Genomic DNA, 26,159 nt, shown 5'->3' on the forward strand with positions numbered 1-26,159 from the left:
GGGGTTAAGAAGTTGATGGGAGAATCCTAGCCATTCTTTTGCGTTCTGGCTCATTGGCAAAGCTGATGCTCGCGATTGGTTTTCGCTATAAGCCTGCTGTATTAATAGAAGAAATCTTATGATCCTGGCTGGACCGTTTTTTCGCCGAGCAGCCCCATGCCGGCAAACGGGCTGGCCTCGACGTAGCGCATGGCCGATTTCAGGTCTTTCCAGCCGACATAACTCATCAGCGACTTGAGGTCCCAGCCGCTGCGATGGGCCCAGGTGGCAAAACCCCGGCGCAGGGAGTGGCTGGTGTAGTGCTCGGCGGCGATGCCGGCGCGCGCCAGGGCCTGGCGCAACAAAGGAATGACGCTGTTGGCGTGTAGCCCCTCCTCGCCCAGGTTGCCCCAGCGATCAATGCCACGAAACACCGGGCCACGCACCAGCGCCGCGCAATTGATCCACTCGATATAGGCCTGCACCGGACAGAGCCGTTGCAGGGCGGGAGTCTGATAGGTGCGCCCGAGGTTATCCCGGTCGTTTTTGCTGCGCGGCAGGTACAGGGTGATACCGGCTCCCGACTGCGCCAGTACGTGCTCGATCTCCAGCCGGCACAGCTCATCGCTGCGAAAGCCGCGCCAGAACCCCAGCAGGATCAGTGCCGCATCGCGCCGGGCCCGGAGCAATCGTGGTCGATCCTGCCGGGCCAACGCGGCCTGGACCTCGCTCTCCAGTGAAGCGATCACTTGCTCCAGATGCTGCAACTGCAAGGGCGCGGCCTGTTTTTCCTGCGCCGGATGCAGGGCGCGGATGCCCTTGAACACCTTGCGCACCACCGGCGCCTTGGTCGGATCGGCAAACCCTTGACTGCTGTGCCATTGGGCCAGGGCCGAAAGACGCAATTTGAGCGTATTGATCGAAAGCAGCCCGGCATGGGCCACCAGGTAACGCGCCACGCTGTCGCCGGTGGCCGGCAGGAATCCGCCCCAACTTACCTCGAAGTGCTCGATGGCAGCCCGATAGCTGCGACGGGTGTTGTCCCGCGTGGCGGCGTGCAGATAGCGATCCAGCTCGCTCATGGGCAGATATTCCAGAGGTGTACGCAAAGAGCCGTTTGAAAATTGAAAACCGCCTCTCACAAGGGGTAATACCAGTATATCCCATGTTATTAACGATCAATATTGGCTTATCATTTTTTAGTGATATGCTATGTAAATACAGGCTACATACTACAGTACGAAATCGTAGGAGAAGACATGGCTCGCGGCGGCGTGAACAAGGCGGTGGTGCAAACCGCGCGATTGGCGATCCTCGCCCGTGGCGAAAACCCCAGCATTGATGCGGTACGTATCGAAATGGGCAATACGGGCTCGAAAACCACCATCCATCGCTACCTGAAGGAACTGGCCGAAAGCGACCAACGCCTGGCGGTGCCCCAGGAGGATCTCGAGGAAGAGCTGGCCGCGTTGGTCGCCCGCCTCGCCCAGCGCCTGCAGGAACAGGCCCGGGAACCGCTGGAACGGTCCGAAACCCGCTGGCAGGAACAGCAGGCCCAATGGCAGGTGCAACTGGCGGAGACCACGCAGAAGCTGGAGCAGCTCCAGCAGCAGTTCGAGGTCCAGGCGGCGGCCCTGGAACAGGAGTCCCAGGACCTGCAGACCACCCGCTCCATGCTGCAGACCGAACAGACCCGCAATGCCGGCCTGAGCCAGGCCCTCAGCGACAGCGAGCTGCGCCTCAAGGACAAGGAAGAACAGATCCGCTCGCTGGAAGACAAGCACCAGCATGCCCGTGACGCTCTGGAGCACTTCCGCAGTGCCGCCAAAGAGCAACGTGAGCAGGAACAGCGGCGCCATGAAGGGCAATTGCAACAGGTGCAGATGGAGTTGCGCCAGGCCCAGCAGAGCGCGCTGGTGCGCCAGGATGAAATCACCCAGTTGCACCGCGACAACGAGCGCCTGCTGGCAGAAAGCCGTGGGCTGATGAAGGAACTGAAACAGTCCCAGGAGCAACTGCACAAGGCGGCCAAACGCGAGGAACAGCTACTGGACCGCGCGATCCAGCTGGAAAGCGAGCGCACCCTCCTCCAGGAGCGCCTGCGGGTGGCCCAGCAGGCCACGGAGACACTCCGGCAGACCAGCGACGAGCAACGCACGACCACCCAGACCCTGGAACTCAAGCTCCTGGAAGTCGAAGCGGCACTCGACCAGGCCCGGGCCGCCCTTGCGCCACAACCCTGATCCTCAGGCCTTGCGCCGATAGAGCATCAACAGCACCAGGTACGGTCCGCCCAACAGGGTGGCCGTCAGCCCGGCGGGCATTTGCTGCGGGAAGATCAACTGCCTGCCCAGCCACTCCGCGACGATCATCAGGATCACGCCAAATACCGCAGCGGCCCATAGCTGTTGCAGCGGCTGGCGTGCCCCCACCAGCCGGGCAATATGCGGCGCCAGCAGGCCGATAAAGGACAACGGCCCCACCAGCAGGGTCGCCATGGTGGTCAACACACCGGCGAACAGCAGAATCAGCAAACGTGCACGGGCCACCGGCACGCCGACACTCGCCGCCGCGCCCTCGCCCAGCGAAAACGCCTTGAGCCAGCGCGAGAACAGCGGCGCCAGGCACAGGCCCAGCAGCAATAGCGCGGCGGCGGCCCAGGCCAGGGTCGAGGGAATGTAGTAGATCGACCCCGTCACCAATTGCAGCATCAATGCCGCGCGGGGATCGCCGCTGGCCAGGGTCGCACTGACCATGGCCTGGAACCAGGCACTCACCGCGACACCGATCAGCAGCAGGCGTTGCGGGGTAAAGGCGCCCCGCCCCAGCCACAGCAGCCCGGCCAGGGCGAGCAGCGAACCGCTCAGGCAGGCGCCGAAGAGGATGGCCGGGGACGGCTGGCTGACCATGAAGACTGCGACAACTATTCCCATGGCTCCGCCGGAGCTGACCCCAAGCAGATCGGGACTGGCCATCGGGTTGGCCGTGGCACGCTGCAGCAAGGTCCCGGCCAACGCCAGCAGCCCCCCGGCCGCCGCGGCGATCACGCTATGGGGCAACTGCCAGAACAGCAGCGCCTGCACCTGGGCCGGACTCGCGATATGCCAGCCCTCCAGTCCCCGGGACACGGCAAACGACAGGAACAGACCGACGAGCAGCAGCGTCGCCAGCCCCCAGCCGCGTGTCGACGTGAAACCCTTGCCGTTCGGCCAGTTGGGTTTCCACTGACCGGCAATGCCGCTGCGCAGGCGAGGCAGCATGGCAATCAGCAACGGCACGCCGAGCAATGAGGTGACGGTGCCGGTCGGAATCAGGTGAGCCGAAAACGAGTCCGTGGTCGACAGCAGCAGGACAACCTGGTCGGTGGCCCACAAGATGGCCGCGCCGATCCCGCTCGACCACCACAGGCGCTGGTACAGGGTTCGCGCACCGAGCAAGCGGGCCAACGCGGGCGCCGCCAGGCCGAGAAAACCGATCACACCCACCTGCGCCACCACCAGGGCTGTCAGCACCACCGCTACCAGCAGAGCGAGCAGACGCGTGCGCCCAACCTTCGCTCCGAGGCTGCGGGCGGTGCTTTCGCCGCTGTCGAGCAACACCAGCGGCCGCCGGATAACCCACACGGCCAGCGCACAGGCCAGCAACCCAATCGCCAGGTGTCGACCGGGTTGCCAGCCGGCCTGTTCCAACGCGCCGCCGCCCCAGATCTGCAAGCCGAGCAGAAAGTCGAAGTGCACCAACGCGATCGCCAGGCTGACCGCGCCGCAGTAGAGATTGACCACCATGCCCGAGAGGATCACCGCCATCGGCGACAACCGTTGGGGCCAGGCCAATGCCAGCACCACCAGCACCGCCAGCGCACCGCCGCCGAGGGCCACCAGTTCGCGCCCGCCGCCCCAGCCCTCGGGGGCGTAGAGGGTATAGAGCGCCAATGCCAGATAAGCGCCGGGAAAAATACCCAGGGTCATCGGCTCGGCCAACGGATTGCGCAGCACCTGTTGTATCAACGTACCGGCCAGGCCCAGCGCCGCGCCACACAACAGCGCCATCGCGACGCGGGGCAACAGCGATTCGTGCAGCAGCACCTGGGACAGGTCACGGGGATCCGGGTGCAGCAATGCTGCCAACCAAGGCCGGCTTCCCAGCATCGCACCCACTTGCAGGGCGGCCAGGACAACGGCCAGCGCCAACAGGCCGCACACCAGCCACAGGCAACCCCGAGGGACAAAAGACAGACGAACACTAGACACTGGCAGGCTCCTGATGGGCCGTTCGATACAAGGCCACCGCCACCGCACGGGCGAAACGTTGCAGCGACACCAGGCCGCCATAGGGTGCGATCACTGGCAGGCGCGCGACACGCCCCTCGCGCACACAAGGCATGGCCCGCCAGACCGGGCTTTGTTGCAGGGCCGCCTGTACGTTCGATGCCACCGGCCCGACCAGCAGCAGGTTGGCCTCGGGAACACCGGCAAGCCGCTGCAAGGGCACCAGGGCATACCCGGCCGAATTGCTGCTCCAGCCGCCAGCCCCGACATCGACCGGATGGGCCGCATTGCTCACGCCAATCCTTGCCAGCACCGTATCGAACAGGCTGCCGGCGCCGTACACCCGCAGATGGTATTCATCCACCGCATCGGCAACGAAGGTCGGCCTTGTGGTAACAGCGGGCTGCACGGCCAGACAGCGGCTTACCGTTTCGAAGACCTGTTCGGTTTCGGCAAGCAGAGACTCGGCGCGCGGGAGGCAATCGAGCACCCGGGCCATCCGCCGGGTTTCCTGTTGCAGGGCCGGATAAGGCCGTGCGGTGCTCATGTAAGCACCGAACGTGACCGTCGGCGCCAGGCGTTCGAGCATCGGCTTCAAGCCAATATGCCCGGGTGTCAGGATCAGCAGGTCGGGCGTCAGTTGCCGAAGCAGTTCGAAGCTGGGCTGGTACAGCAGACCGATATCGACCACCCCCTCGGGCAAAGGCGGCTCGACAATGGTCCGGGTGTACCAGTCGGGCAGCGGCAAGGCGATAGGCGCATGTCCCAGCGCCAGCAGTGTTTCGGCCAGCTCCCAGCTCAGCGGAATGATCCTTGAGGGCGTCGGGGGCTGCATCGAAGCCCATGGACGGTTCATCCACAGTGCCGGCGGCGCACTGGCCATCCATTGCAGGATACGCCGACGACTTAGCTGCGCACTCATCGCGCAAAACCTATCAGGCGCCCGCTGGCGGGATCGGTCACCACCCCCATCGGCACACCGTAGACCTGTTCGAGATGCCTCTCCTGAAGCATGTCGCCCGCGCTGATCTGCAATTGCAGGCGCCCTTCACGCAAGGCAATGATCTCGTCACAGAAACGGGCGGCCATATTGACATCGTGGAGGATGATCACCGCGCCCATGCCGCGCTGCCGGCAGAGGTCGCGGACCAGTTCGAGCACCGCCAGTTGATGGCCGATATCGAGGGCCGAGGTGGGTTCGTCGAGCAGCATGCAGCGACAGTTCTGCGCCACCAGCATCGCAATCCACGCCCGCTGACGCTCGCCACCGGAGAGACTGTCCACGGGGCGCTCGGCATACTGCGCGACATCGGTGGCCAGCATCGCCTGTTCCACCCAATCGCGATCCTCGGCGCCAAACCGACCGAGGGCGCCGTGCCAGGGATGTCGCCCCAGCGCCACCAGTTCCCGCACCAGCAGGCCATCGACCTCGGGCGGCTGCTGCGGCAGGTAGGCGATCTGTCGGGCAAAGGCCCGCGACGACCAGCCGTGCAGCGGTTTATCGCCCAGTTGCAGGGAACCGGCGCTGGCCGTCTGTTGCCGGGCCAGCAGCTTGAGCAAGGTCGACTTGCCGGAGCCGTTATGCCCGATCAGGCCATAGATGCGGCCTTGCTCGAGGCGCAGGTCCATGGGGTGCAACAAGGTCCGGGTACCGACCTTCACGCTGGCACCGTCCAGCCGGAACAGACCCGGCCCCTGAAGCGTCCCGGGGGCTTCGACGATGGGACTCGACTCAAGCATGCTCATCGAACGGACGACTCCTCTGCACTGACGGCACCCGGCGCATCGGCAACGATCTGGCCGGTGTCGAGCTTGATGCAACGATCGGCCAGGGAGAAATAACGGTCATCATGGGTGATCACCAGCACGGCCTTGCCTCGGGCCTTGAGGTCCGGCAGCAGGCTTTTGTAGAACACCTCCTTGAAAGCCGGGTCCTGGTCCGCCGCCCATTCGTCGAAGACGTAGAAGGCCCGGTCTTCAAGCAGTGCCACCAGCAAGGCCAGGCGCTTGCGCTGGCCCTGGGACAGGTTGAGGGTAGTGAACGCACCGTCCGCGATACTCACCTTGTGTTCCAGTTGCAGCGCCTTGAGCAAGGCCCGGGCCTGGGGCTCCAGGTGCGGCGGCATCACCCCCAGCAGCGTGTCGAACAGGAAGAAATCGCTGAACACCGTGGAAAAGCGCTGGCGATAGGCATCGCGCGTCGCCGCCTCGACCGGCCCGCCGTCCAGCAGCACGCTGCCGCCCTCGCCCTCATACAGCCCCACCAGCAGCTTGGCCAGGGTGGTCTTGCCGCTGCCGTTGCCGCCGATCAGGTAGGTGATCTCCCCCGGCGAGAACGTCAGGTCAACGGGGCCGAGCATGAAATAGCTGTTTTCCTTTTCACGAAAGTAACGGTGCGTCAGGCCGCGCAATTCGATGCGCTGGAAGGCGCTGTCACCGCCCTGCTCGCCCGCGATCTCGGCCGGCAACTGCACCTCCAGCCGGGCGATCCGCTCCAGGGCAATGCGCGCCGAGCCCAGGGTCGGCAACGCCGCCAGCAGGCCTTCGATCGGCAGGATCATGTAGAGGAAGATCATCGCGTAGCCGGACATCACCTGGTGGTCGACGCCATAGGTGCGCGACAGCACGAACAGCGTCAGGCCGACAAAGGCGAACAGGATCAGGTTGCCCCAGCTCGACGCCGCGCTGAACAGCACATAACCCAGAGTCCGTTGCACCCGCACCGACTCGATATGCGGCGCCAGCGTGTCGTCGATAAAGGTACGACGGCGGGAACGGTGCAGCTTGAGCTCCTTGGCGCCGTCGAACAGTGCGCGGAACTGCTGGATCAGGTCATCCTCGCGCTGCCGTGACCCGCGCAGATGCTCCAGGGCCCGGCTGTTGACCAGCAGGAAGCCCGCCGCACCGATGGCGATGGCCAGCAGCGCGAACAGCAGGATCTGCCAGGACAACCAGCCCAGGTAGGCCAGGCAGCCGATGATCACCGTGCTCTGCATCATGATGGTCGGCAGGTTGATGAACAGCACCACCAGCGTGTCCAGGTCGCCGGTCAGGATCGCCAGGGGGCGTCCGCCGCCGTAGCGCTCCAGATGAGCATAGGAGGCGTTGGCGATATGCCGGATGGTACGCAGGCGCACGCTGGCCTTGGCCCTCTGTCCGAGGTACATGAACAGGGTCTGTGACAGCAGCCGCAACAGCAGCACGGCGATCCCCAGCAGCATGAAGCGCAGACCCAGCGCACCCAGCTCATCACCCTGGGCCGACAGCGCCTGATTGATCAGCGCCACCATGGCGGCACTGCCGAAGCCACTGAGCAGGCTCGCCATGCCCGCGAGCAAAAGCCAGCCGCGCGCGCCCTGGAGCATGTCCAGCAACAACGCGAACGGTGTACTGGAGTCTCCTGGCCGGATATCGAGGCCAGGAGTCGAGGGGTTGGATTGTCTGGTCGGCGTCATGGGTTATCAGTACTTCACCCGCAGGGTCAGCGTGGCATTGCGGGGATCGCCATACAGGCCGTAGTAGTTGGAAGGCACCCGCGCATAGTAGGTACGGTCCAGCAGATTGTTCATGTTCAGGGCCAGGTCCAGGTGTTCGTCGATCTTGTAGCCGATCAGGCCGTCCACCACCGCATAACCGCCCTGGTAGCTGACTTCATTGCGGGTGGTGCGACTCTGGGCACGAACACCGCCGCCGACACGCCAGTTGTTCAGGGTGTCACCCTCGAAGTGGTAGGTGTTCCAGAGCTTGAGCATGTGCTTGGGTTCTTCCGGGTCCTGGATACTGCCATCGCTGGCCGCCGCCCCCAGCAACCGGGTCTGCAGGTAGGTGTAGCCGGCCTGTACATCCCAGTTCGGCAGCACCTTGCCAGTGACTTGCGCCTCGAAACCGCTGCTGCGGGCCTTGCCCTGGGCCAACCAGCGGCCGGGGTTGGCGTCGTCGGCCACCGGACGGTTCTGGTCGTCGATCTGGAACACTGCCAGCGAGGCGCCGAGGCGGCCGTCGAGGAAGTCGCTCTTGAGGCCGACTTCGGCCTGGTGGCCGGTACGTGGCTTGAGCACACTGCCGCTGGCGGTGGTCTGGAAGGCCTGGGACGGCGTGAAGATATCCGAGTAGCTGGCGTACGCCGACAGCCAGGAGTTCACACCGTAGACCACACCAGCATAGGGGGTGAACTTGTTCTGGTCGGGGTCGTCGACCGTCGCCCCGTTCGACGGCAGCAGGTTCTGCCGCGAGCTTTCATAGTGGTTCTGGCGACCGCCGAGGATTAGCGACAAGTCGTCCACCGGCTTGAAGGTGACCTGTCCATAGACGCCGTATTGGCGGGTGTCGGAGGTGGTACCAAAGCTGTAGGGAATATCAGTGTTGGGCACATTTATGTTGTCGATGTCGACCACCCCGCCACTGGTGCCGCCCGACAGGCTGTGTTGGTGGCTCTCGGCATAGTTGACCCCGAGCATCAGCTCATGGGTGCGGCCGAACAACTCGAACGGGCCGTTGACATAAGAGTCGACGCCGACCCAGCGATAACGGTCCTGCTGGCGCTGCAGCCAGTAGTCGGCGGAGCGATCGGGATTGACCTGGCCGTCGATGTAGCCGTACTTGGAACTGACCTCCGAAGTGCGGTAGTTGATCGCCGTACGGTTCTGCCAACCATTGCCGAAGCGGTGCACCAGATCGGCATAGATTTCGGTCATGTCGGTGTCGGCGTAGCTCCAGTCGGTGCCGTAGAAGCCCGAGCGTTTCGAATCGACAAAACGACCGTTGGTGAACGTCGACAAGCCGTAATCCACGCCATTCAGGTTGATTTTCTGCTGGGCCATGCCAACCGTCAGCTCGGTGTCCGGATCCAGGTCAAAGGCGAGCGAACCGTAGATCAGCCCCTGGCCGGTCTTACCGTCGTCCTGGAAGCTTCGTTCATCGCGACCGCTGAAACCCAGGCGCCCCTTGATAGTGCCGCTGTCGTTCAGCGGCCCGGTGACATCCCATTCGGTGCGGTAGCTGTCCCAGGAGCCGGCCGACACCGCGCCGCTCAGGCCGAACACATCCTGGGGACGCTTGCGTACCAGGTTGACCGTACCGCCGGGATTGCCGAAGCCTTGCAGCAGCCCGGCGGGCCCGCGCAGGACCTCGACCCGGTCGTACATCGCCAGGTCGAACTGCGGCAGGTACTGCAGGCCGTTGTTGGCCGGCAAGCCGTCGAACTGCACCTCGGCGGCATAACCGCGGGACTGGAAGTAGCTGGTGCCGTCACCGTAGGTCACGGCGGTGATCCCGGGGGTATTGCGCAAGGCGTCATCGACCGTGGTCATGGCCTGGTCGTCCATGCGCTGACGGGTGATCACCGAGACCGAACCCGGCAGGTCCTTGGGCTGCACCGGCACCTTGCCGACGGTCACCAGGGCCGGTTTGTAGCTGTCGGTGCCTTCAGTCACGGCGACATTCTGTGTAGCCTGGTCGCCGAGAATCTGGGTTTGCGGCAACACTGTCTCCGGAGCCGATTGAGCCTGCGCCACTGCCGCGGCCAACGCCAGGGGAGCGAACAGAAGGCGGTTAAACGTCAGCCGGCAAGGCGAGGGAACGTGCGCAAAGCGTTCAAGCTTACTTCTGCTCATGAGAATCAGTGGCTCTGGTAGTTGTAAATGCGATTGGTTTGCATTAATTTTGCCAGTCTGTTTACTTGGCTTCAGGACAACTTGTATCGATGAAAGGACAGAATTGGCGCTTTTCTGCCGCTCACGACCATCCCGCCCCAAAAGCAGCCATTACCCCCTACCGAGAGTTTCCGGAGGACGCCCCGCCACTACTGGTCAGGGCGTATGACTATGCCTCGGGGGCCAGGCAGCAACCTCACTCCCACGCCCGGATCCAGCTCATGTATTCGCCACGGGGATTGATGCGGGTGACCACCGAAACCGGGGCCTGGACCCTGGCGCCCATGCGGGCGTTGTGGATTCCGGCGGGTGTGACCCATGAAGTGCGCATGGTTGGCGAAATCTCGATGCGCTCGGTGTACCTCGAACCCCACGCCGTGCCCTGGCGCTGGGATGAATGCTGCGTGCTGACCATGACGCCGCTGATGCGCGAGCTGATCCTGATGCTCAATGACAGCCCGAACCTGGCCGAGCCACCCCGCCAGCAGGCCTCCGGGCTGCTGATCCATCTGCTGGGCCAGGCGTCCCGGCAGAACAACAACCTGCCGATGCCCCTGGATCGTCGGTTGCGGCGAGTCTGCGATGCCATCCTGCAAAGCCCGGACAACAACGACACCCTGGAAGAATGGGGTGAGCGCATCGGTGCCAGTTCACGGACCCTGGCGCGACGGATGAAGGAAGAAACCGGGGTGACCTTTCATCACTGGCGCTTGCAGGTGCGGGTCGACGAGGCGATCTGCCGGCTGGTGGAAGGCGTGTCGATCAACGAAGTGGCCCAGGCACTGGGTTATCGCAGTTCGAGCGCCTTTATCTATATGTTTCGCAGCTTGCTCGGGAGCACGCCGGCGCAATATGTGGAACGGGTGCTGGCTGGCGGACAGGGGGTGTCCGCGGCCGAGACCGGCACCGGGTTGCTGGGTGCCGGGTAAACGTTACAACACGCGCGATCAGGCCGGATTTTTCACGCTGGGGCGCTCACTGACCCTGGCGTTCCAGGCCACCAGCGCCGTGCATTCCTCCGGGATTGCAATCTGCGCAAAACCGGCAAAGGCCAGGCCCGCCCAGACGGTGATATCCGCCATCGAGAAGTGATCGCCGGCCACGTATGGCCGGGTCTGCAGGACCTGGTCGAAATAACGCATGCCGTTGATGGCCTTGTCGCGATTCCTCTCGCCCCAGACCGCCCGCTCCTGCCACTCGGGACTCTTGTAGGGCTTGAGCCCGGCGCCGAGCCCCTCGGTCGCATGGTGGAAGTAGATACCGATGGCGTCGATCAACTGATCGTCGGCACGTTTCTGCATCATGTGGATCACCCCCTTCTCCTTCGGCGTCGTACCGGTGAGCGTGGGATTGCCATCAAGGTTGTCGAGGTACTCGGTAATGGCCGTGCATTCGGCCAGGTAAGTACCGTCATCCAGCTCCAGCACCGGCACGGTGCCGGTAGGGTTCTTCGCCAGGAAAGCCGGCTGCTTGTGCTCGGCGGACGGCACATCGACCCGGACGAACTCGACCCGCGAGGCCAATCCCTTCTCGGCCAAAGCCACACGAACGCGCAACGGGCTGGGGAAACCGGGCATATCGTAAATCTTCATTCTTGACTCCATTGCCATCTACCTATCGGAAGGTAGACAATGAAACCAACGACATCCCCTTGTCAACGCATATCTATCGATAGGTAGGCAAAAACCTTCATGACCACAGACACCCGGCAAACCATCCTGCAAGCAGCGCAAACAGTTGTGCAGGCTCGCGGCTATAACGCCCTGAGTTTTCGCGAACTGGCCAAGGACGTCGGCATCAAGAGCGCCAGCATCCACTATCACTTCCCCACCAAGGGCGACCTGGGGGCCGCGCTGGCCCGGCGTTATACCGAAGGTGCCGTGGTTTTGTTCGAGCAGTTCCTGACCGCCTCCCGGGAACCGTCCTCGATGCTGAAGGAATACACGGCGGTCTTTCGCGCCGCCCTGGAGAATGGCAACCGCATGTGCCTGTGCGGCATCCTGGCCGCCGAGCACCACGACCTGCCGCCAGAAGTGCAGGTCGAAGTGAAAGCCTTCACGGACGCCAACATCGCCTGGCTGACCAGGGTGCTGGCCCTGGAGCAGGCGGATGCACAGCCCGAAGCCCTCAGGCAGCAGGCGTTTTCCATCTTTGCCGCGATCCAGGGCGCGCAGCTGGTGTCGAGGGGACGCAACGACATCGCGATCTATGACCAACTGATCGGTTCGTATCGGCTTGCCGGCCTGATTCCCTGAGAAGCGCCCTGATCGAATTGAAAACACGCTGAGACGCCTTTTCCCATGCATGGGAAGGAAGTGCCTGACTAGCCAGTCCAGCCGCCCTGGATCGATCATGTGACCTGGTCAGCTGTCATCGACAGCACCAGCCCAAGTGGTCGCGATCTTCAAGGCCACGGTGCGCATATTGCGCATTGATCGCCCGAAGTTCGCCCAGCATTCGGAAGCGCGAACAGTCGTCGATGCCCTCGCCGACCGAATGCACCACGCCTATCCTGACGGAGACCAACCGTCAGGGGGTGTCTCCGTCACTCATTTGATGGAGGAGACACCATGAGCCTGAAAATGTCGCTGTACGAAGCGCTGATAACACTCAGAGTTCCACCGGAGAAAGCCAGGGCAGTTACCGAGGCTTGCCGGGAAGAGGTGCAGATTCTTGCCCTGAAACCCGATCTGGCGCGAACCGAAAACCAGATGAGAAAATCGATTTCTGACATTGCTGGCGAGATGCGTGGTTCGATCAGAGGTGTTCGAAGTTCGTTCGAAGAACAGACCGCGCAACTCCATAAGCTGGTCGAACGACAGAGCGAGCAGATAGCCACATTGAATCGCCTCCTCGTCAATCAGGTGGACAACCTCAAGTTGCTGGTGGAGAAACAAGGCGACGAACTGTTTTCTGCAATCGACAGAAAAGGCAACAGCCTGCATGCCGTGATGAAGAAACAGGAAAGCCTGACCGACGAAAAAAGCACTTTGCTCGAGTCTTCCATCAAGGACTTGAAGTCGAAAAACAGATTCGTCTATTGGCAGTTGGGCATCGTTGTCGCAAGTGTGGTGTTTCCGCTCCTCAAGATCGGCTTTGACCACATCCTTGCTCAATACCTGTACCCGCTCTGACCCGAAGCCTTACTACCCTGCCAGCCGGTCTCAATCCGTTGGTAGTGCGTAAAGCCCGGACAAGATAAGCGTTTCGCTACAAAACCGTTTCAACCCGCGCGGGGAACACTCCCCGTATGGGTGTGGTGTCTCTCCGCGCTCAATCCTGCAGGAGAGAACCATGAAACCAAGTGCTTGCACCTTACAGCAACTGGAACTGCTCAAGTTGCCGATTGTCATCACTGACGATGTCTGGAGTGAAGCGGTAGACATTGATCGACAGCCCAGCATCGCCAAGCATGGCTTTCGCCTGAGTTCGTTGTTGCACGCGGCTTACAGCGCAATAGTGTTCAAGACCTGGGTCGAGGTCCCCCCGTACTTTGACTTCAGTCTTGACTACTTTGCCCCCTGGACATGCCAGTCGGGTGCTACCTGGCTGGATCTGCGGTTGCTCGTCGTCCACGACGAAGAGACACCGGTAGCGCTGAAAATCATGCTCAGGCATAAAGCAGTAAGCGCTGATACACCCACGCCCCAGCTTCGCTGAGGCTGATTGACCCTCTACTCGCCTGTTCGGGCGAGTAGAGGGTTTTCTTTTACCGGGGCTCTCGTGTCACTGGCTTACAGTGTCCAGCTTGTCTTCGGTACGCGTTTCGAAATCCGCGGCATCGTGACGTTCGCGCAATTGGCTGGAAGGCTCGCCAAACACCCGGTTGACCATCCGCCCACGCTGTACCGCGGGACGTGCGTCGATGGCATCGGCCCAACGCTGCACATGCCGGTAATCCTGCACCGAAAGGAACTCCGCCGCCTCGTAAAGCCGCCCTTTCGCCAGGCCACCGTACCAGGGCCAGATCGCCATGTCGGCGATGCTGTACTCGTCGCCGGCAATGTACTCGCTGACCGCCAACTGTTTGTCGAGCACATCGAGCTGACGCTTGGTTTCCATGGCGAACCGGTCGATCGCGTACTCGATCTTCGTCGGCGCGTAGGCGTAGAAATGCCCGAAGCCTCCGCCCAGATACGGCGCGCTGCCCATCTGCCAGAACAGCCAGGACAGGCACTCGGCACGAGCGGCAGGCTCGGTCGGCAGGAACGCACCGAATTTCTCCGCGAGGTACTGCAGAATAGCGCCCGACTCGAAGATCCGGATCGGCTTCGGCCCGCTGTGGTCCATCAGCGCGGGGATCTTGGAGTTCGGGTTCACGTCCACGAAACCGCTGCCGAACTGCTCCCCTTCACCGATACGGATCAGCCAGGCATCGTATTCCGCGCCCTGGTGACCGAGAGCCAGGAGTTCTTCCAGCAGAATGGTGACCTTCTGCCCGTTGGGCGTCGCCAGGGAATACAACTGCAGTAGGTGACGCCCTACCGGCAATTTTTTGTCATGGGTTGCCCCGGCGATGGGGCGGTTGATACTGGCAAACTTCCCGCCGTTCTCCGTGTTCCAGGTCCAGACCTTGGGTGGCTGGTAATCCGATGAGTTTGTCATGCTCAATACTCCTTGGTTTCAATGGATAGCCGCGGTATCGACGGCGCCGTCCCGATTGGCGGCGACATCGGCGGTAGCGTTCAACTGCGTGATGTTCCAACCGCCGCCCAGTGCCTTGATCAGGCCCACGTTGGCACTCAACTGCTGCGTCTGCAACTCGAGCACCGAGCGTTGCGCCTGTAGCGAGGTGACTTGCGCGGTGACGACGTCGAGGTATCCGACAGCACCCTGGCGATAGCGTGCCAGGGACAAGTCCTGGGCATACTGCGCTGCAGCGGCGGCGTCGCGCTGGTCGTCCAGCGCGCTGCCCAAGCCGGCGATCAGCGTGAGGTTGTTCTCGACCTGCTCGAACGCGCCGAGCACCACCCCACGATATTTGGCCGCGGCCTCGTCGGTAGCGGCCTTGGCGATGTCTACCTGGGCCTGGCGGGCGCCGCCGTCAAACAGGGTCGTCACCAACGACGGGCCGATGGCCCAGAACAGGTTGGGCGCCGTCAGCAAGCGCGCGAACTCGTCACTCTGGTAACCGCCCTGGGCGCTCAGGGTAATGGCCGGGAACCAGGCGGCACGGGCTACGCCGATCCGCGCGTTGGCCGCGGCGATCCGGCGTTCGGCGGCGGCGATATCCGGGCGCCGCTGCAACAGTGTCGAAGGCACGCCCGTCGGTATGCCTGGCAACGCAATAGGCGCGGTGCTCGGGGCAATGGCGTAGGTCGACGCCGACTCACCGAGCATCGCGGCAATGGCATGTTCGATCAGTGCCCGCTGGGCGAGGTTCTGGGTCAACTGCGACTTCACCGTCGACAACTGGGTCCGCGCCCGCGCCACATCCAGGCCGGAGACGATGCCACCACCGTGCAGGCCTTCGGTCAGGCTCAAGGCCTTGGCATAGGCGTCGCTGGTTTCATGCAGCAACTGGTCCTGCCAGTCGAGCCCACGCAGGCGGATATAGCTGTCCGCCAACTGGGCCTGTAGGCTCAGGCGCACCGAAGCCAGGTCGGCCTGGGCCGCCTGGGCGTCGCTGTTGCCGGCCGCGACCGTGTCACGTACGCGTCCCCACAGGTCGACTTCATAGTCTACCTCGATACCCAGGGTCGCTGAGTTATAGACGTCCGGCGAAGTGGCCGAGCGCAACGGCCGGGTGTCCGACTGACGCAGGCGCTGGCCACTGCCAATGCCCTTGACGGTCGGAAACAGTCCGGAGCGATCCTGGGCAACAAACGCCTGGGCCTGGAGGTAATGGGCCAGCGCGGCGCTCAGGTCGGGGTTGTTCTTCAGCAACTGTTGCTGCATCGCATCCAGTTGCGGATCGTTGTAGATGTGCCACCAGCCTTCGCGACTGGCCTGGTCGTTGGGCGCCGCCAACGTCCATGGCGCCTGGTCGTGAAACTGCGCGGCCACCGGCGTGGCAGGCACTTTCAACTCCGGCGCCAGGGAACAGGCGCCCAGGCCAAGGCTGGCGAGCAGCCACAGGCCCGATGACCACGGCATGCGAGACTTAGCCATGGGGTTTGGCCTCCGACGGGTTGGACGGGTTGTAGGCCACTTGCACCGCATCATTGTCGGCCAGGCCATCGGGCGGCGTGTCGATCACCCGGTCGCTGGCCAGCAGACCACTGCCGATTTCCACCGTGTCGCCAAAATCGCGGGCGATGCTGACGGTCTTGAACAGCACATGATTGTTCGCGTCCAGGGTCGCCACGCGCATACCGTGGTCGTCGAACACCAGGGCGCTGGCGGGCAGGCGCAGCACATCGGCCTGTACCGGCAGGTCGAACTGCACGCTGGTGTAACCGCCCGGCAGCAGTCGGCCGCCCGGGTTGTCCACCAGCAGTTGCACCAGGGTACTGCCGGACGCCGCGGTCACCGCATCGGCGGTGGCGATCACCTTGGCGGTAAACGCTTCCTGACGATACTCGGGTACCGTGAGCCGGGCCGTGGTACCGACGCGGATCTGTGGCGAGAAGGTCTGTGGCACCTGCACATAGACCCGCAGGCGGCTGACGTCCGATACCGCGAACAACTCGCGCCCGGCACTGCCGCCGGCGCTGATCAGCGCACCGACGTCGGTGGAACGTGCCGTCACCACACCTTCGAACGGTGCGGTCAGGCGCTGGAAGCCCTTGGTCGCGACCAGTTGCTCGACATTGGCCTGGGCCGCCTTGACCTTCGCCAGCTTGGCCGTCAGGTCACTGGTGCGCTCATCGACATCCTGACGCGACACCGAGTCGGACGCGAGCATCGCCTGCCAGCGCTTGGCCGTGGTTTCGGCCAGGTTCGCGTTGGCCTGGGCCGAAGCCAGGTCGGCGCGGGCCTGCAGCAGTTGCTGATCGAGTTCCGGGGTGTCGATCTCGGCCAGCAGTTGCCCGGACTTGACGTGGCTGCCGATGTCCACTTTCCAGGATTTCAGGTAGCCGTTGACCCGGGCAAAGATCGAGGCCCGCGAATAGGCCTCCAGCCGTCCCGGCAGGTTCAGCACCGGTCCCTGGGGCTGTACGCCCGGGGTCACCAGATTGACGTTGGGCAGTGCCTGGGTGTTGGTCCAGGTCTTCAGGTCGCGGGACTCGGTGGCGCGCACGGCAACGCCGAAGCCCACGATGGCGACCAGCAAGGCCAGTCCCAGCAGGAGCACAACCAGGCCACGGGACGAGCGCCGACGCGGGCCCGGGTTGGATACGATGGTGTCGGTGGACATGTCAAACCCCTTGAGTGACGGTGGTCGCAAGCGTGGCGTGCTGACGACGCCCGTGCACAAGACTGAAAATCAGCGGAACCAGGAACAATGTGGCGATGGTGGCGAAGCCCAGACCGCCGATCACGGCGCGACCCAGCGGCGCGTTCTGCTCGCCGCCCTCACCCAGGCTCAGGGCCATGGGCGCCATGCCGATGATCATCGAGATGGCTGTCATCATTACCGGTCGCAGGCGGGTGAAGCCGGCCTCCAGGGCAGCCTTCACCGGATCGCCGTGGACCGCCAGGCGCTCGCGGCAGAAACTCACCACCAGGATCGCGTTGGCGGTGGCCACCCCCATACACATGATCGCCCCGGTCAAGGCCGGTACCGACAATGGCGTATGGGTGATGAACAACATCCAGACAATCCCGGCAAGCGCCGCCGGCAAGGCGGTAATGATCACGAACGGGTCGCTCCAGGACTGGAAATTGACCACGATCAGCAGGTAGATCAGCACCACTGCGCCAAGCAGGCCGAACAGCAGCCCGCCGAAGGCCGCGTTCATGGTCTGCACCTGCCCCTGCAACTGCACCTTGGAACCGGTAGGGACATCACTGGCATGGGTCGCGATGATCTTCTGGATATCGGCGGCCACCCCGCCAAGGTCACGACCCTGGATCGAAGTGAGGATCTCCACCACCGGCTGGATATCCGACTGGGTCACCACCGAGTTGCCATGACTGCGCTGGATCGACGCCAGGGCGCCCAGCGTCTGGTCGGAGGCAGCACCGGCGCTACCGCTGAGCGGCAGGTTGTGCAAGGCGGCCAGGTTATCGAGACTGTACTGTGGCGTCTGCAACACGATCGGGTAGGACACGCCGTTGGCATTGTTGAGCCAGAACGTCGGCGCCACCTGGCTGGAACCGGCCAGGTTGACCACCAGGCTGTTGGTGACATCGCGCTCGGTCAGGCCGACCAGTTGCGCCCGGGTGCGGTCGACATCGATCTTGAAGGTCGGCAATTGCTGCGACTGCTGGATCCGTGCATCCACCACGCCAGGTACCCGGCGGATTTCCCGCAGCAGCCGACTGGCATAGCTGAAGTTGGCCGCCAGGTTGTTGCCGGCGATCTGCACGTCGACAGGCGCCGAAGCACCGAAGTTGAGGATCTGCCCGACAATGTCCGAGGCCGGGTACGAGAACACCGCATTGGGGAATTCCCGCGGCAGGATTTCGCGCAGCTCACGCACATAGTCGGCCGTCGGCTTGTGGCCTTCCTTCAGGCTGATCTGGATATCGCTGTCCTGGGAGCCGACGGTACCGGTGTTGTTATAGGCGGTGTTGATACCGCTGATGGACAGGCCGATATTGTCCACCAGCGCCGCCAGCTGATCCGGTTCGATCACCGAGCGGATCGACTTCTCGACCTCGGCAATCAACTGCGCGGTACTCTCCACCCGCGTACCCACTGGTGCCCGCACATGCAACAGGATCTGCCCTGAGTCGACCTCGGGGAAGAAGTTGCGACCCAGCATCGGCACCAGTGCGAACGAGGCGACGACAAACGCCAGCATCGCGATCACCACCACACGCCGATGATGCAGGGCGCTGTCCAGTACGTTGTGGTAATGCCCGCGCAGGGTTTCGAAACACGCCTCGAAGCCGCGCTGGAAACGCACCAGCGGATTGTTCGAGGGGGCCACATGCGGCTGCCCGTCATCCCCGTGGACATGGGGCTTGAGCAGGTAGTTGGCCATGGTCGGCACCAGGGTCCGCGACAGGATGAACGAGGCGATCATGGCAAAGATCACCGCCTCGGCCATCGGCACGAAGAGGAACCGGGCGACACCGTCGAGGAAGAACATCGGCACGAACACGATGCAGATACACAACAGCGAGACAAAGGCCGGCGTGACGATCTGCGCGGCACCGTCGAGTATCGCCTGCTCCACCGGCTTGCCCTGCTCCAGGTGCCAGTTGATGTTCTCGATGGTGACCGTGGCGTCGTCCACCAGGATCCCCACCGCCAGCGCCAGGCCGCCCAGGGTCATGATGTTCAGGGTCTCGCCGAGCACCGACAAGGTGACAATCGACGACAGGATCGCCAGTGGAATCGACACGGCGATGATCACCGTCGAGCGCCAACTGCCGAGGAACAGCAGGATCATCAGGCTGGTCAGTGCCGCCGCGATCAGGCCTTCGCGGGCCACGCCGCTGATGGCCGAACGGACGAACAGCGACTGGTCGCCGATCAGGTCGATATTCAGGTTCGGCGGCAAGGCGGCCTTGTTGTCGGCCAGCTTGTCCTTGATCCCGGCGATCACCCCGAGGGTCGAGGCCGAACCGGTCTTGAGCACCGGAATCAGTACCGACCGGTTGCCGTTGACGTGGACGATATTGCTCTGCGGCGGGTTGCCGTCACGCACCGTCGCCACGTCACGAATCAGCACCGTGGTGCCATCGGCGGTCTTGATCGGCAGGTTCTCCAGGTCATGGAAATCCGTGGGCGAGTTGTTCAGTTGCAGCGTGTATTCATAGCTGCCGATCTTCTGCGTGCCTACCGGGGTGATCACGTTCTGCGTCGCCAGGGCGGTGGCAACATCCTGCGCCGACAACCCCCGTGCCTGCATCCGCGCCGAGTCCAGGTCAATCTGCACCTGGCGGCTCTTGCCGCCGAACGGATAAGGCACGGCCGCACCGGGAACCGTGGTCAGCATCAGCCGCACGGTGTTCAAGCCCAGGTCACCGAGTTTCTGTTCACTGAAGCCATTGCCCGACAGCGCCAATTGCACGATCGGCACCGTCGAGGCGCTGTAGTTGAGAATCAGCGGCGGCACCGTGCCCGGCGGCAGGTTGCGCAGGATGGCCTGGGACACCGAAGTCAGTTGCGCGTTGGCGGTACTGATATTGACCCCGGGCTGGAAGAACACCTTGACGATCCCGTAGCCGGTCATCGACTGCGCCTCGATATGGCGGATGTCGTTGACCGTGGTGGTCAGCACCCGTTCGAAAGGCGAAGTGATCCGACCGGCCATCTGGTCCGGCGGCAAGCCGGTGTACTGCCAGATCACGGCGATCACCGGAATGCGGATTTCCGGAAAGATGTCGGTGGGCGTACGCCAGGCCGCGAGCGGTCCGACGATCAGGATGAGGATTGCCAGTACAACAAAGGTATAGGGGCGCCGCAAAGCTATGCGCACAAGGCTCAGCATGGAGGTGATCCAGACAAGGGATTGGACAGTGAGGAAGGCACATGGCGCAAGCTCGCGGGGCGCTTCATACGGCGCTCTATTCCCGCCCTGCGCCCTCCTCGACCCGGGCAAACAGCTCTGACATCCTGGTCATAAAGAGGCATATGCCACGATATAGATTTTAGTGGCATACGCAAGTATATTTCTTGCAGAACGCAGTTGAAGATCCAGTGTCAGAGCTGAAGGAGCCATTCCGTCATCTGTGCAGTGATCTTTAAGCATCCATGGATTATGGAATCATTACGTGATCGGCCAGATCGCCGCCTCGGGAATGAAAGACCTTGTTCTCGAGACGGTCGCAGGCATAATTACCCCATCGACCCAGCCTTAAGAGAGTGATCAGCCCTTGAAATGTGCACCACCCGGTCCCGACAGCCCACAGGCCAGCAGTTGCGCGAACGGTGCCGTACGCCGCGCGTCCCGGCGCCTGGGGCAAATCTACGACGAGGCGTTCGCACCCTGCGGCCTGAAAGCCACCCAATACTCCCTGCTGTCGCATATCGCCCGCTCCGACGAACCGCGGATGCGCGATCTGGCCCAGTCCCTGGTCATGGACCTGTCGGCGCTGGGCCATACCCTCAAGCCGCTGGTGCGCGACGGCTTGGTGCTGTTGCAGGTGGATGAACTCGACCGCCGCGGTCGTCGCGTGCTGCTGACCGAGGAAGGCCGGCGCAAGTACGAAGAGGCGCTGCTGGTCTCCCGGCAGATGTCGAGCCGCTTCGAACAGGCCTTCGGCGCGGAAGAAACCCTCCAGTTGCGCAAGACCATGGACTTCATTTCCTCGGATGACTTCGCCCAGGCCCTGCTCGGCAGAGCCTGAACCCCGCGCGACCGTCAGAGAATCGAGCGAATGGTCCCGCCTTCCACGCGCATCGCCATGCCATTGAGCGCCGGCGAGGCCGCCAGGTGCAGAACGCTGCGGGCGACTTCCTCGGGCTCGATCATCCGCCGGATCAGCGACGTCGGCTCGGTTTCGTCGAAGTAGTCGGCCACCACCTGTTGCGGGCTGATCCCCTTCTCTTCGGCAATCTCCCGGTGATAACGACGCACCGCCTCAGTGGCGGTCGGGCCCGGCAATATCGAATTGACCCGCACCGCCGTGCCCCTGGTCAGTTCGGCCAGGGCCCGGGACAAGCCCAGCAGGCAGGCTTTCATCGCGCCGTAGTGGACCATCCAGGGTTGCGGCTTGACCGCCGACTCACTGCTGATGAACACCACCGAACCCTCGCCGCGGCTGAGCATATCGTTCATCACCAGGCGGCTCATGCGCACGCCGCTCATGACATTGACGTTGAAGTAGTGCAGCCACCGGGCATCATCGGTGTCGAAAAAATCCCGTACCTCGAAGATACCGACGTTGTTGATCAGGAAGTCGATGGGCCCGAACTCCCGGGCCAGGGCCACCAGTTGCTCGGGCACGCCGGCCTGGGTCAGGTCGCCGGCCAGCCCCTTGCTGCGCGGCCCCAGTTCTTCGAGAGCCTGGGTGACCTCTTCTTCCAGCAGACCGCTGATGACTACGTTGGCCCCTTCAAGCAGGAAGCCGTGGGCGATGGCCTTGCCGATCCCCGTGGCGCCACCGGTGATCAGCGCCGTCTTGCCGGTCAGTTGATAATCCATGAAATCCGCCTGGGTTGTTCTTGTACAGATCATCATGCCCCAGGCCCGGGCGAAGGATTTTCAAGAATTGTCGAAGACTGAATTAAGCCTTTTTGCAAAACCGCGTTGCCCGCTCAGTCCTGGGACAGGCGCGGGGCGATCCGCTCCAGCAGGAAGTCGATAAACACCCGCACCCGATGGGGCAGTTGCCGTCCGGGGCCGATGAAGACCGCGTGGATCGCCTCGCTTTCCCCACTGTCCCAGGCTTGCAGCAACGGCACCAGGCGCCCGGCCTCGATATCGGCGCCGATATGGAAGTTGGCCAGCCGGGCGATACCCAGTCCGGCCAGTGCCGACTGGCGCATGCTCTCGCCGTCGCTGAGGAGGATATTGCCCTGGGGCTCGATCTCGATGCGCTGGCCCTCGTCGCCGCGAAACACCCAGGCCTGGGAGTAGCGGTGGAAACCGAAGCTGAGGCGGTTGTGCCCGTGCAACGCCTCCAGTGACTCGGGCTTGCCGAAACGGGCGATATAGCTCGGCGCCGCCACGGTGATCAGACGGCTTTCGCCGAGCCGGCGCTGGACCAGGCTCGACTCCTTCATCGGTCCGGTGCGGATCGCCACATCCGCGCGACGTTCGAGCAGGTCGACCACGGTATCGGTCAGTTCGACATTGAGGGTGATGTCCGGATAGGCGGCGAGGAAGTCCGGCAGCAACGGCAGCAGGCAATGCAGGCCGAACGGCAGGTTGGCGTTGACCTGGATCAGCCCGCTGGGCCGGGTGACATTCGCCACGTCGCGCTCGGCGTTGTCGATCTGCTCGAGAATGCGCAGGCACTCGCTGTTGAAACGCTCGCCCTCGGCGGTGAGCTCCAGGCGCCGGGTCGAGCGATGCAGCAGGCGCGCGCCGAGCCGTTGCTCCAGGCGGGCGATCAACTTGCTCACCGCCGAAGGCGACATGTCCAGTTGGCGGGCTGCCTCGGAAAAGGTGCCGGCCGCAACCACCCGGGTGAACACTTCCATTTCGCCGGAGCGATTGATGTCTTTGATATTGAGCATGAATCGAGTTCACAGATGATTGGAGTTTCAGCAGTCTAGCTCATACCTGGGGTGGATCGTATCGTGAATGGATTCCAGCACCTGGAATACCTGCGCCTGCGCTTTTTTCCCGCGCCAGGCCCCACGACAAGAAGAGGACATCTCAGTGAAAATTTTCGTTACCGGCGCGACCGGCTATATCGGCGGCTCGGTGGCCAGCTACCTGGTCAAGGCCGGCCATCAGGTCAGCGGGCTGCTGCGCAATCCGGATCAGCGCAACGCCCTGCTGGAACTTGGTATCACCCCCGTGCTCGGCACCCTGGACGATGCCTGTATCCTCGCCGAGCAGGCGCGTGCCGCCGATGTGGTGGTCAACGCCGCCAACTCCGACCACCTGGGGTCGGTACAGACCTTTATCGACGCCCTGCGCGGCAGCGGCAAGGTCCTGCTGCACACCTCGGGTTCCAGCGTGGTGGGTGACGATGCCCGGGGCGCCTACGAGCGCGCCGAGATTTTTACCGATGAAACACCGTTCACGCCGATGGACATCCGCAAGGACCGGGTCGAAATCAACCAGTGGGTACGGCGCGCCGGCGTCGAGGACGGTATTCGCAGCATCGTGTTCTGCCCGACCATGATCTATGGCGAGTCCCTCGGGCTGCCGGTCAAGAGCGACCAGTTGCCCAAGCTCTATGCCAAGTCCCGTGAGTATGGTGCCGGCGCCTACCTGGGTACCGGGCTGCATCGATGGTCCAACGTGCATATCGAGGACCTGGCCGAGCTCTATCGCCTGGCGATCGAAAAGGCACCCTCGGCTTCGCTGTTCTTCGCGGAAAACGGCGAGGCCTCGTTTATCGAGATCGCCACGGCCATCAGCAAGGCCCTGGGTTATGGCGGGCGGATCCAGAGCTGGCCGGCCGACGAGGCCATTGCCCAACTGGGTGACTGGGCGCGCTTCGCCATCGGCTCCAACAGTCGTGTGCGGGCGGTGAATGCGCGGGTATTGCTCGGCTGGCAGCCCAAGCGCGAATCGATCCTGGAGTGGATCGAAAGCACGGACGTGCAGTGGTAAACCCCCGGCCGTACTGAGGTGATCGTTCCCACGCCGCGGCGTGGGAACGATCGGATGATCAGCCCAGCACTTCCCGCGCCACGCTCTCGATACCCGCCGCGTCCAGGCGATAGTGCCGGTACAGGTGCGTCGGCGGCGCGATCAGGCTGTACTCGTCGTAGATCCCGTGACGGCGCACCTTGACGCCGATGCCCTCCTCGGCAATCACCTCGCACACCGCCCCACCCAGCCCGCCGATGATGTTGTGTTCCTCGACGGTGAGAATTGCCCGGCTGTTGCGCGCCGCGGTCAATACCGCCTCGCGGTCCAGCGGCTTGATGGTGGTCATGTCGATCACGCCGACCGAACGCCCCGCCGCATTCAGTGCCCGCGCCGCTTCCAGCGCCGGGTGCACGGTGGAACCGGTGGCGATGATGGTCAGCTCGGCACCGGTGAGGTGCACCGTGGCCTTGCCGAAGACGAACGCAGGCACTTCTTCGTACACCACGGGGTCGCGCCCGCGCTGGATGCGGAAGTAGATCGGCTGCGGATGATGCACCGAGGCCAGGATTGCCGCCTTGAGCTGGTTGCCATCGACTGGCGCGACAATGGTGAGATCGGCGATCGCACGCATGATCGCCAGGTCTTCGGTGGCGTGGTGGGAGGTGCCATAGAAGCCCAGGGAAATCCCCGCATGGTGGCCGATCAGGCGCACCGGCAGCGCCGAATAGGCGACGTCCATGCGAATCTGCTCGCAGCACAGCAACGGCAGGAACGAAGCGAAGGTGGCGACAAACGGCTGCATGCCGACCGCTGCCATCCCCGCCGCCGCCGAGACCATGTTCTGCTCGGAAATGCCGAACTGGACGAAACGTTCGGGGTGCAGTCTGGCGAACTTCGACAAACCGTTGGAGTACTGCAGGTCGGCGGTACCGGCGACCACCGGATGACCCTGATCGAGCAGTTCGATCAGCGCATCGGACAAGGCATTGAGGCTGGGAGTCTGCTCGTTGAGTTCACGGTACTGCCAGGAGTTGCTCGACTGAGGTGCGTTGTTCATGGCTTAGATGACCTTGCTTTTGATTTCTTCGACGGCACGTTGTGCATCTTCGGGATCGAGATAGCCCAGGTGCCAGCCCGGCTCGGTTTCCATATAGGACACGCCCTTGCCCTTGACCGTATTGGCGATGATGCATACCGGTCGGGTACGCTGGGTGTCGGCTTTCAGCCGGCGCAACAGCGGGGTCAGGGTCGCCAGGTCATGGCCGTCCACCACATGGGTTTCCCAGCCGAAGGCAATCCACTTGTCCGCCAGCGGCTCGATGCCGATCACGTCGTCGACGCTGCCGTCGAGCTGGAAGCCGTTGCGGTCGATGATCGCGAACAGGTTGTGGACCTTGTGGTGGGCCGCGCCCAGGGCCGCCTCCCAGACCTGCCCTTCCTGCATCTCGCCGTCGCCGAGCATGACGAAGGTGTTGAACGACTGGCCCAGCATGCGCCCGGCCAGGGCCATGCCCAGGCCGCCGGACAAGGCATGGCCGATGGAACCGGAAGAAAAGTCCACGCCCGGCACCTTGCGCATGTCCGGGTGGTCGCCCAGGGGGTTGCCCAGGCGGGTGTAGTTATCGAGGATCGACTTGTCGAAGAAGCCCCACTCCACCAGCACCGGGAACAGCCCGACGGCGGCGTGGCCCTTGCCCATCATGAAGCGGTCGCGATCCGGCCATTTCGGTTCGCCATGGCGCAGGTCCATCACGTCGTAATACAGCGCGGCGAACAGCTCGGCGGCGGAAAACACCGAGGTATAGTGGCCGACCTTGGCGATCTCGATCAGGCGGATGGTTTCCAGGCGAATGAATTGCGCCTTGTCCCGCAAGCGGGCCAGTTCCTGCGCGGTCAGTTGGAAAGCCGCGTCGTCCTGCACGGACGATGGCCGCGGGTCGAGGCCTTGTCTTGTCAAATCAGTCATGGGTAGTGTCCAGACATATCACGGAAAAATCGGCCGCAGCGCTCAGGCGCGCGGCCGCACACGGACTCCGGCAGCCGGC

The 26,159-nt window shown here is 63.3% G+C and carries 22 protein-coding genes; 7 read left to right on the top strand and 15 right to left on the bottom strand.

What is annotated here, in order from left to right:
* Positions 1–116: 116 nt before the first annotated feature.
* Positions 117–1,061: a site-specific integrase gene (locus HX851_RS41420; RefSeq protein WP_177063885.1), complete on the bottom strand. Its 945-nt coding sequence runs from the start codon at positions 1,059–1,061 to the stop codon at positions 117–119.
* Between the two features lie 177 nt (positions 1,062–1,238).
* On the opposite strand from HX851_RS41420, the gene HX851_RS41425 reads away from it, so the two are divergent.
* Complete coding sequence (locus HX851_RS41425; protein ID WP_177063886.1) at positions 1,239–2,222, top strand: DNA-binding protein; 984 nt, start codon at positions 1,239–1,241, stop codon at positions 2,220–2,222.
* A gap of 3 nt (positions 2,223–2,225) precedes the next feature.
* On the opposite strand, the gene fhuB is transcribed toward HX851_RS41425, so the two are convergent.
* Genes fhuB through HX851_RS41450 form a run of 5 tightly spaced genes read right to left on the bottom strand, consistent with a single transcriptional unit; the run spans position 2,226 to position 9,730 of the window.
* On the bottom strand, positions 2,226–4,229 hold the full coding sequence (gene fhuB / locus HX851_RS41430; RefSeq protein ID WP_369680892.1) for a Fe(3+)-hydroxamate ABC transporter permease FhuB: 2,004 nt from the start codon (positions 4,227–4,229) through the stop codon (positions 2,226–2,228).
* Entirely contained in the window at positions 4,222–5,169 is a 948-nt protein-coding gene (locus HX851_RS41435; protein WP_177063887.1) for an ABC transporter substrate-binding protein, read from the bottom strand. The genes fhuB and HX851_RS41435 overlap by 8 nt, the downstream gene beginning before the upstream one ends.
* Complete coding sequence (locus tag HX851_RS41440; RefSeq protein ID WP_370590453.1) at positions 5,166–5,933, bottom strand: ATP-binding cassette domain-containing protein; 768 nt, start codon at positions 5,931–5,933, stop codon at positions 5,166–5,168. Before HX851_RS41440 ends, HX851_RS41435 begins: the two co-directional genes overlap by 4 nt.
* A 56-nt stretch (positions 5,934–5,989) precedes the next feature.
* The gene (locus HX851_RS41445; RefSeq protein ID WP_177063888.1) at positions 5,990–7,702 is read right to left on the bottom strand and encodes a cyclic peptide export ABC transporter; all 1,713 of its coding nucleotides are present in this window, start codon (positions 7,700–7,702) and stop codon (positions 5,990–5,992) included.
* A 6-nt stretch (positions 7,703–7,708) separates the two neighbouring features.
* Complete coding sequence (locus HX851_RS41450) at positions 7,709–9,730, bottom strand: TonB-dependent siderophore receptor (RefSeq protein WP_439899227.1); 2,022 nt, start codon at positions 9,728–9,730, stop codon at positions 7,709–7,711.
* A gap of 218 nt (positions 9,731–9,948) precedes the next feature.
* Here HX851_RS41450 and HX851_RS41455 point away from each other — a divergent pair, with 218 nt between their 5' ends.
* Complete coding sequence (locus tag HX851_RS41455) at positions 9,949–10,827, top strand: AraC family transcriptional regulator (protein WP_218173478.1); 879 nt, start codon at positions 9,949–9,951, stop codon at positions 10,825–10,827.
* Positions 10,828–10,845: 18 nt separating this feature from the next.
* Here the strand turns inward: HX851_RS41455 and HX851_RS41460 are convergent, their stop codons facing one another.
* Complete coding sequence (locus tag HX851_RS41460; RefSeq protein ID WP_177063890.1) at positions 10,846–11,490, bottom strand: glutathione S-transferase family protein; 645 nt, start codon at positions 11,488–11,490, stop codon at positions 10,846–10,848.
* Positions 11,491–11,589: 99 nt separating this feature from the next.
* On the opposite strand from HX851_RS41460, the gene HX851_RS41465 reads away from it, so the two are divergent.
* From HX851_RS41465 to HX851_RS41475, 3 genes are all read left to right on the top strand, one after another.
* A complete protein-coding gene (locus HX851_RS41465; protein ID WP_177063891.1) occupies positions 11,590–12,153 on the top strand; it encodes a TetR/AcrR family transcriptional regulator in 564 nt (187 codons plus the stop codon).
* Between the two features lie 315 nt (positions 12,154–12,468).
* The gene (locus tag HX851_RS41470; RefSeq protein ID WP_177056770.1) at positions 12,469–13,032 is read left to right on the top strand and encodes a hypothetical protein; all 564 of its coding nucleotides are present in this window, start codon (positions 12,469–12,471) and stop codon (positions 13,030–13,032) included.
* A 160-nt stretch (positions 13,033–13,192) separates the two neighbouring features.
* On the top strand, positions 13,193–13,558 hold the full coding sequence (locus HX851_RS41475) for a hypothetical protein (protein ID WP_177063892.1): 366 nt from the start codon (positions 13,193–13,195) through the stop codon (positions 13,556–13,558).
* 66 nt (positions 13,559–13,624) lie between these two features.
* Here the strand turns inward: HX851_RS41475 and yghU are convergent, their stop codons facing one another.
* The 4 genes from yghU to HX851_RS41495 are packed head-to-tail and all read right to left on the bottom strand — an operon-like array spanning position 13,625 to position 20,388.
* Positions 13,625–14,503 carry a glutathione-dependent disulfide-bond oxidoreductase gene (gene yghU / locus HX851_RS41480; protein ID WP_177063893.1) on the bottom strand — a complete coding sequence of 293 codons (879 nt, stop codon included), beginning with the start codon at positions 14,501–14,503 and terminating at the stop codon, positions 13,625–13,627.
* A gap of 18 nt (positions 14,504–14,521) precedes the next feature.
* Positions 14,522–16,009: an efflux transporter outer membrane subunit gene (locus tag HX851_RS41485; protein ID WP_439899228.1), complete on the bottom strand. Its 1,488-nt coding sequence runs from the start codon at positions 16,007–16,009 to the stop codon at positions 14,522–14,524.
* A complete protein-coding gene (locus HX851_RS41490; RefSeq protein ID WP_177063894.1) occupies positions 16,002–17,198 on the bottom strand; it encodes an efflux RND transporter periplasmic adaptor subunit in 1,197 nt (398 codons plus the stop codon). Before HX851_RS41490 ends, HX851_RS41485 begins: the two co-directional genes overlap by 8 nt.
* Position 17,199: 1 nt before the next feature.
* Entirely contained in the window at positions 17,200–20,388 is a 3,189-nt protein-coding gene (locus HX851_RS41495) for an efflux RND transporter permease subunit (protein ID WP_177056766.1), read from the bottom strand.
* Between the two features lie 385 nt (positions 20,389–20,773).
* Here HX851_RS41495 and HX851_RS41500 point away from each other — a divergent pair, with 385 nt between their 5' ends.
* Positions 20,774–21,247, top strand: coding sequence for a MarR family winged helix-turn-helix transcriptional regulator (locus HX851_RS41500; protein WP_017128522.1), 474 nt, complete (start codon positions 20,774–20,776; stop codon positions 21,245–21,247).
* 14 nt (positions 21,248–21,261) lie between these two features.
* On the opposite strand, the gene HX851_RS41505 is transcribed toward HX851_RS41500, so the two are convergent.
* On the bottom strand, positions 21,262–22,044 hold the full coding sequence (locus HX851_RS41505; protein ID WP_177056765.1) for an SDR family NAD(P)-dependent oxidoreductase: 783 nt from the start codon (positions 22,042–22,044) through the stop codon (positions 21,262–21,264).
* A gap of 113 nt (positions 22,045–22,157) precedes the next feature.
* Positions 22,158–23,081, bottom strand: coding sequence for a LysR family transcriptional regulator (locus tag HX851_RS41510; protein WP_177056764.1), 924 nt, complete (start codon positions 23,079–23,081; stop codon positions 22,158–22,160).
* 145 nt (positions 23,082–23,226) lie between these two features.
* Between HX851_RS41510 and HX851_RS41515 the strand changes: the two genes are divergently transcribed.
* A complete protein-coding gene (locus tag HX851_RS41515) occupies positions 23,227–24,132 on the top strand; it encodes an NAD-dependent epimerase/dehydratase family protein (protein ID WP_177056763.1) in 906 nt (301 codons plus the stop codon).
* A gap of 58 nt (positions 24,133–24,190) precedes the next feature.
* Here the strand turns inward: HX851_RS41515 and HX851_RS41520 are convergent, their stop codons facing one another.
* Positions 24,191–25,171 carry a transketolase family protein gene (locus HX851_RS41520; RefSeq protein ID WP_177063895.1) on the bottom strand — a complete coding sequence of 327 codons (981 nt, stop codon included), beginning with the start codon at positions 25,169–25,171 and terminating at the stop codon, positions 24,191–24,193.
* Between the two features lie 3 nt (positions 25,172–25,174).
* The gene (locus tag HX851_RS41525) at positions 25,175–26,080 is read right to left on the bottom strand and encodes a transketolase (RefSeq protein WP_103032493.1); all 906 of its coding nucleotides are present in this window, start codon (positions 26,078–26,080) and stop codon (positions 25,175–25,177) included.
* Positions 26,081–26,159 lie beyond the last annotated feature (79 nt).

The sequence above is a fragment of the Pseudomonas gingeri genome, from assembly GCF_013385635.1.
Lineage (GTDB): Bacteria > Pseudomonadota > Gammaproteobacteria > Pseudomonadales > Pseudomonadaceae > Aquipseudomonas > Aquipseudomonas gingeri_A.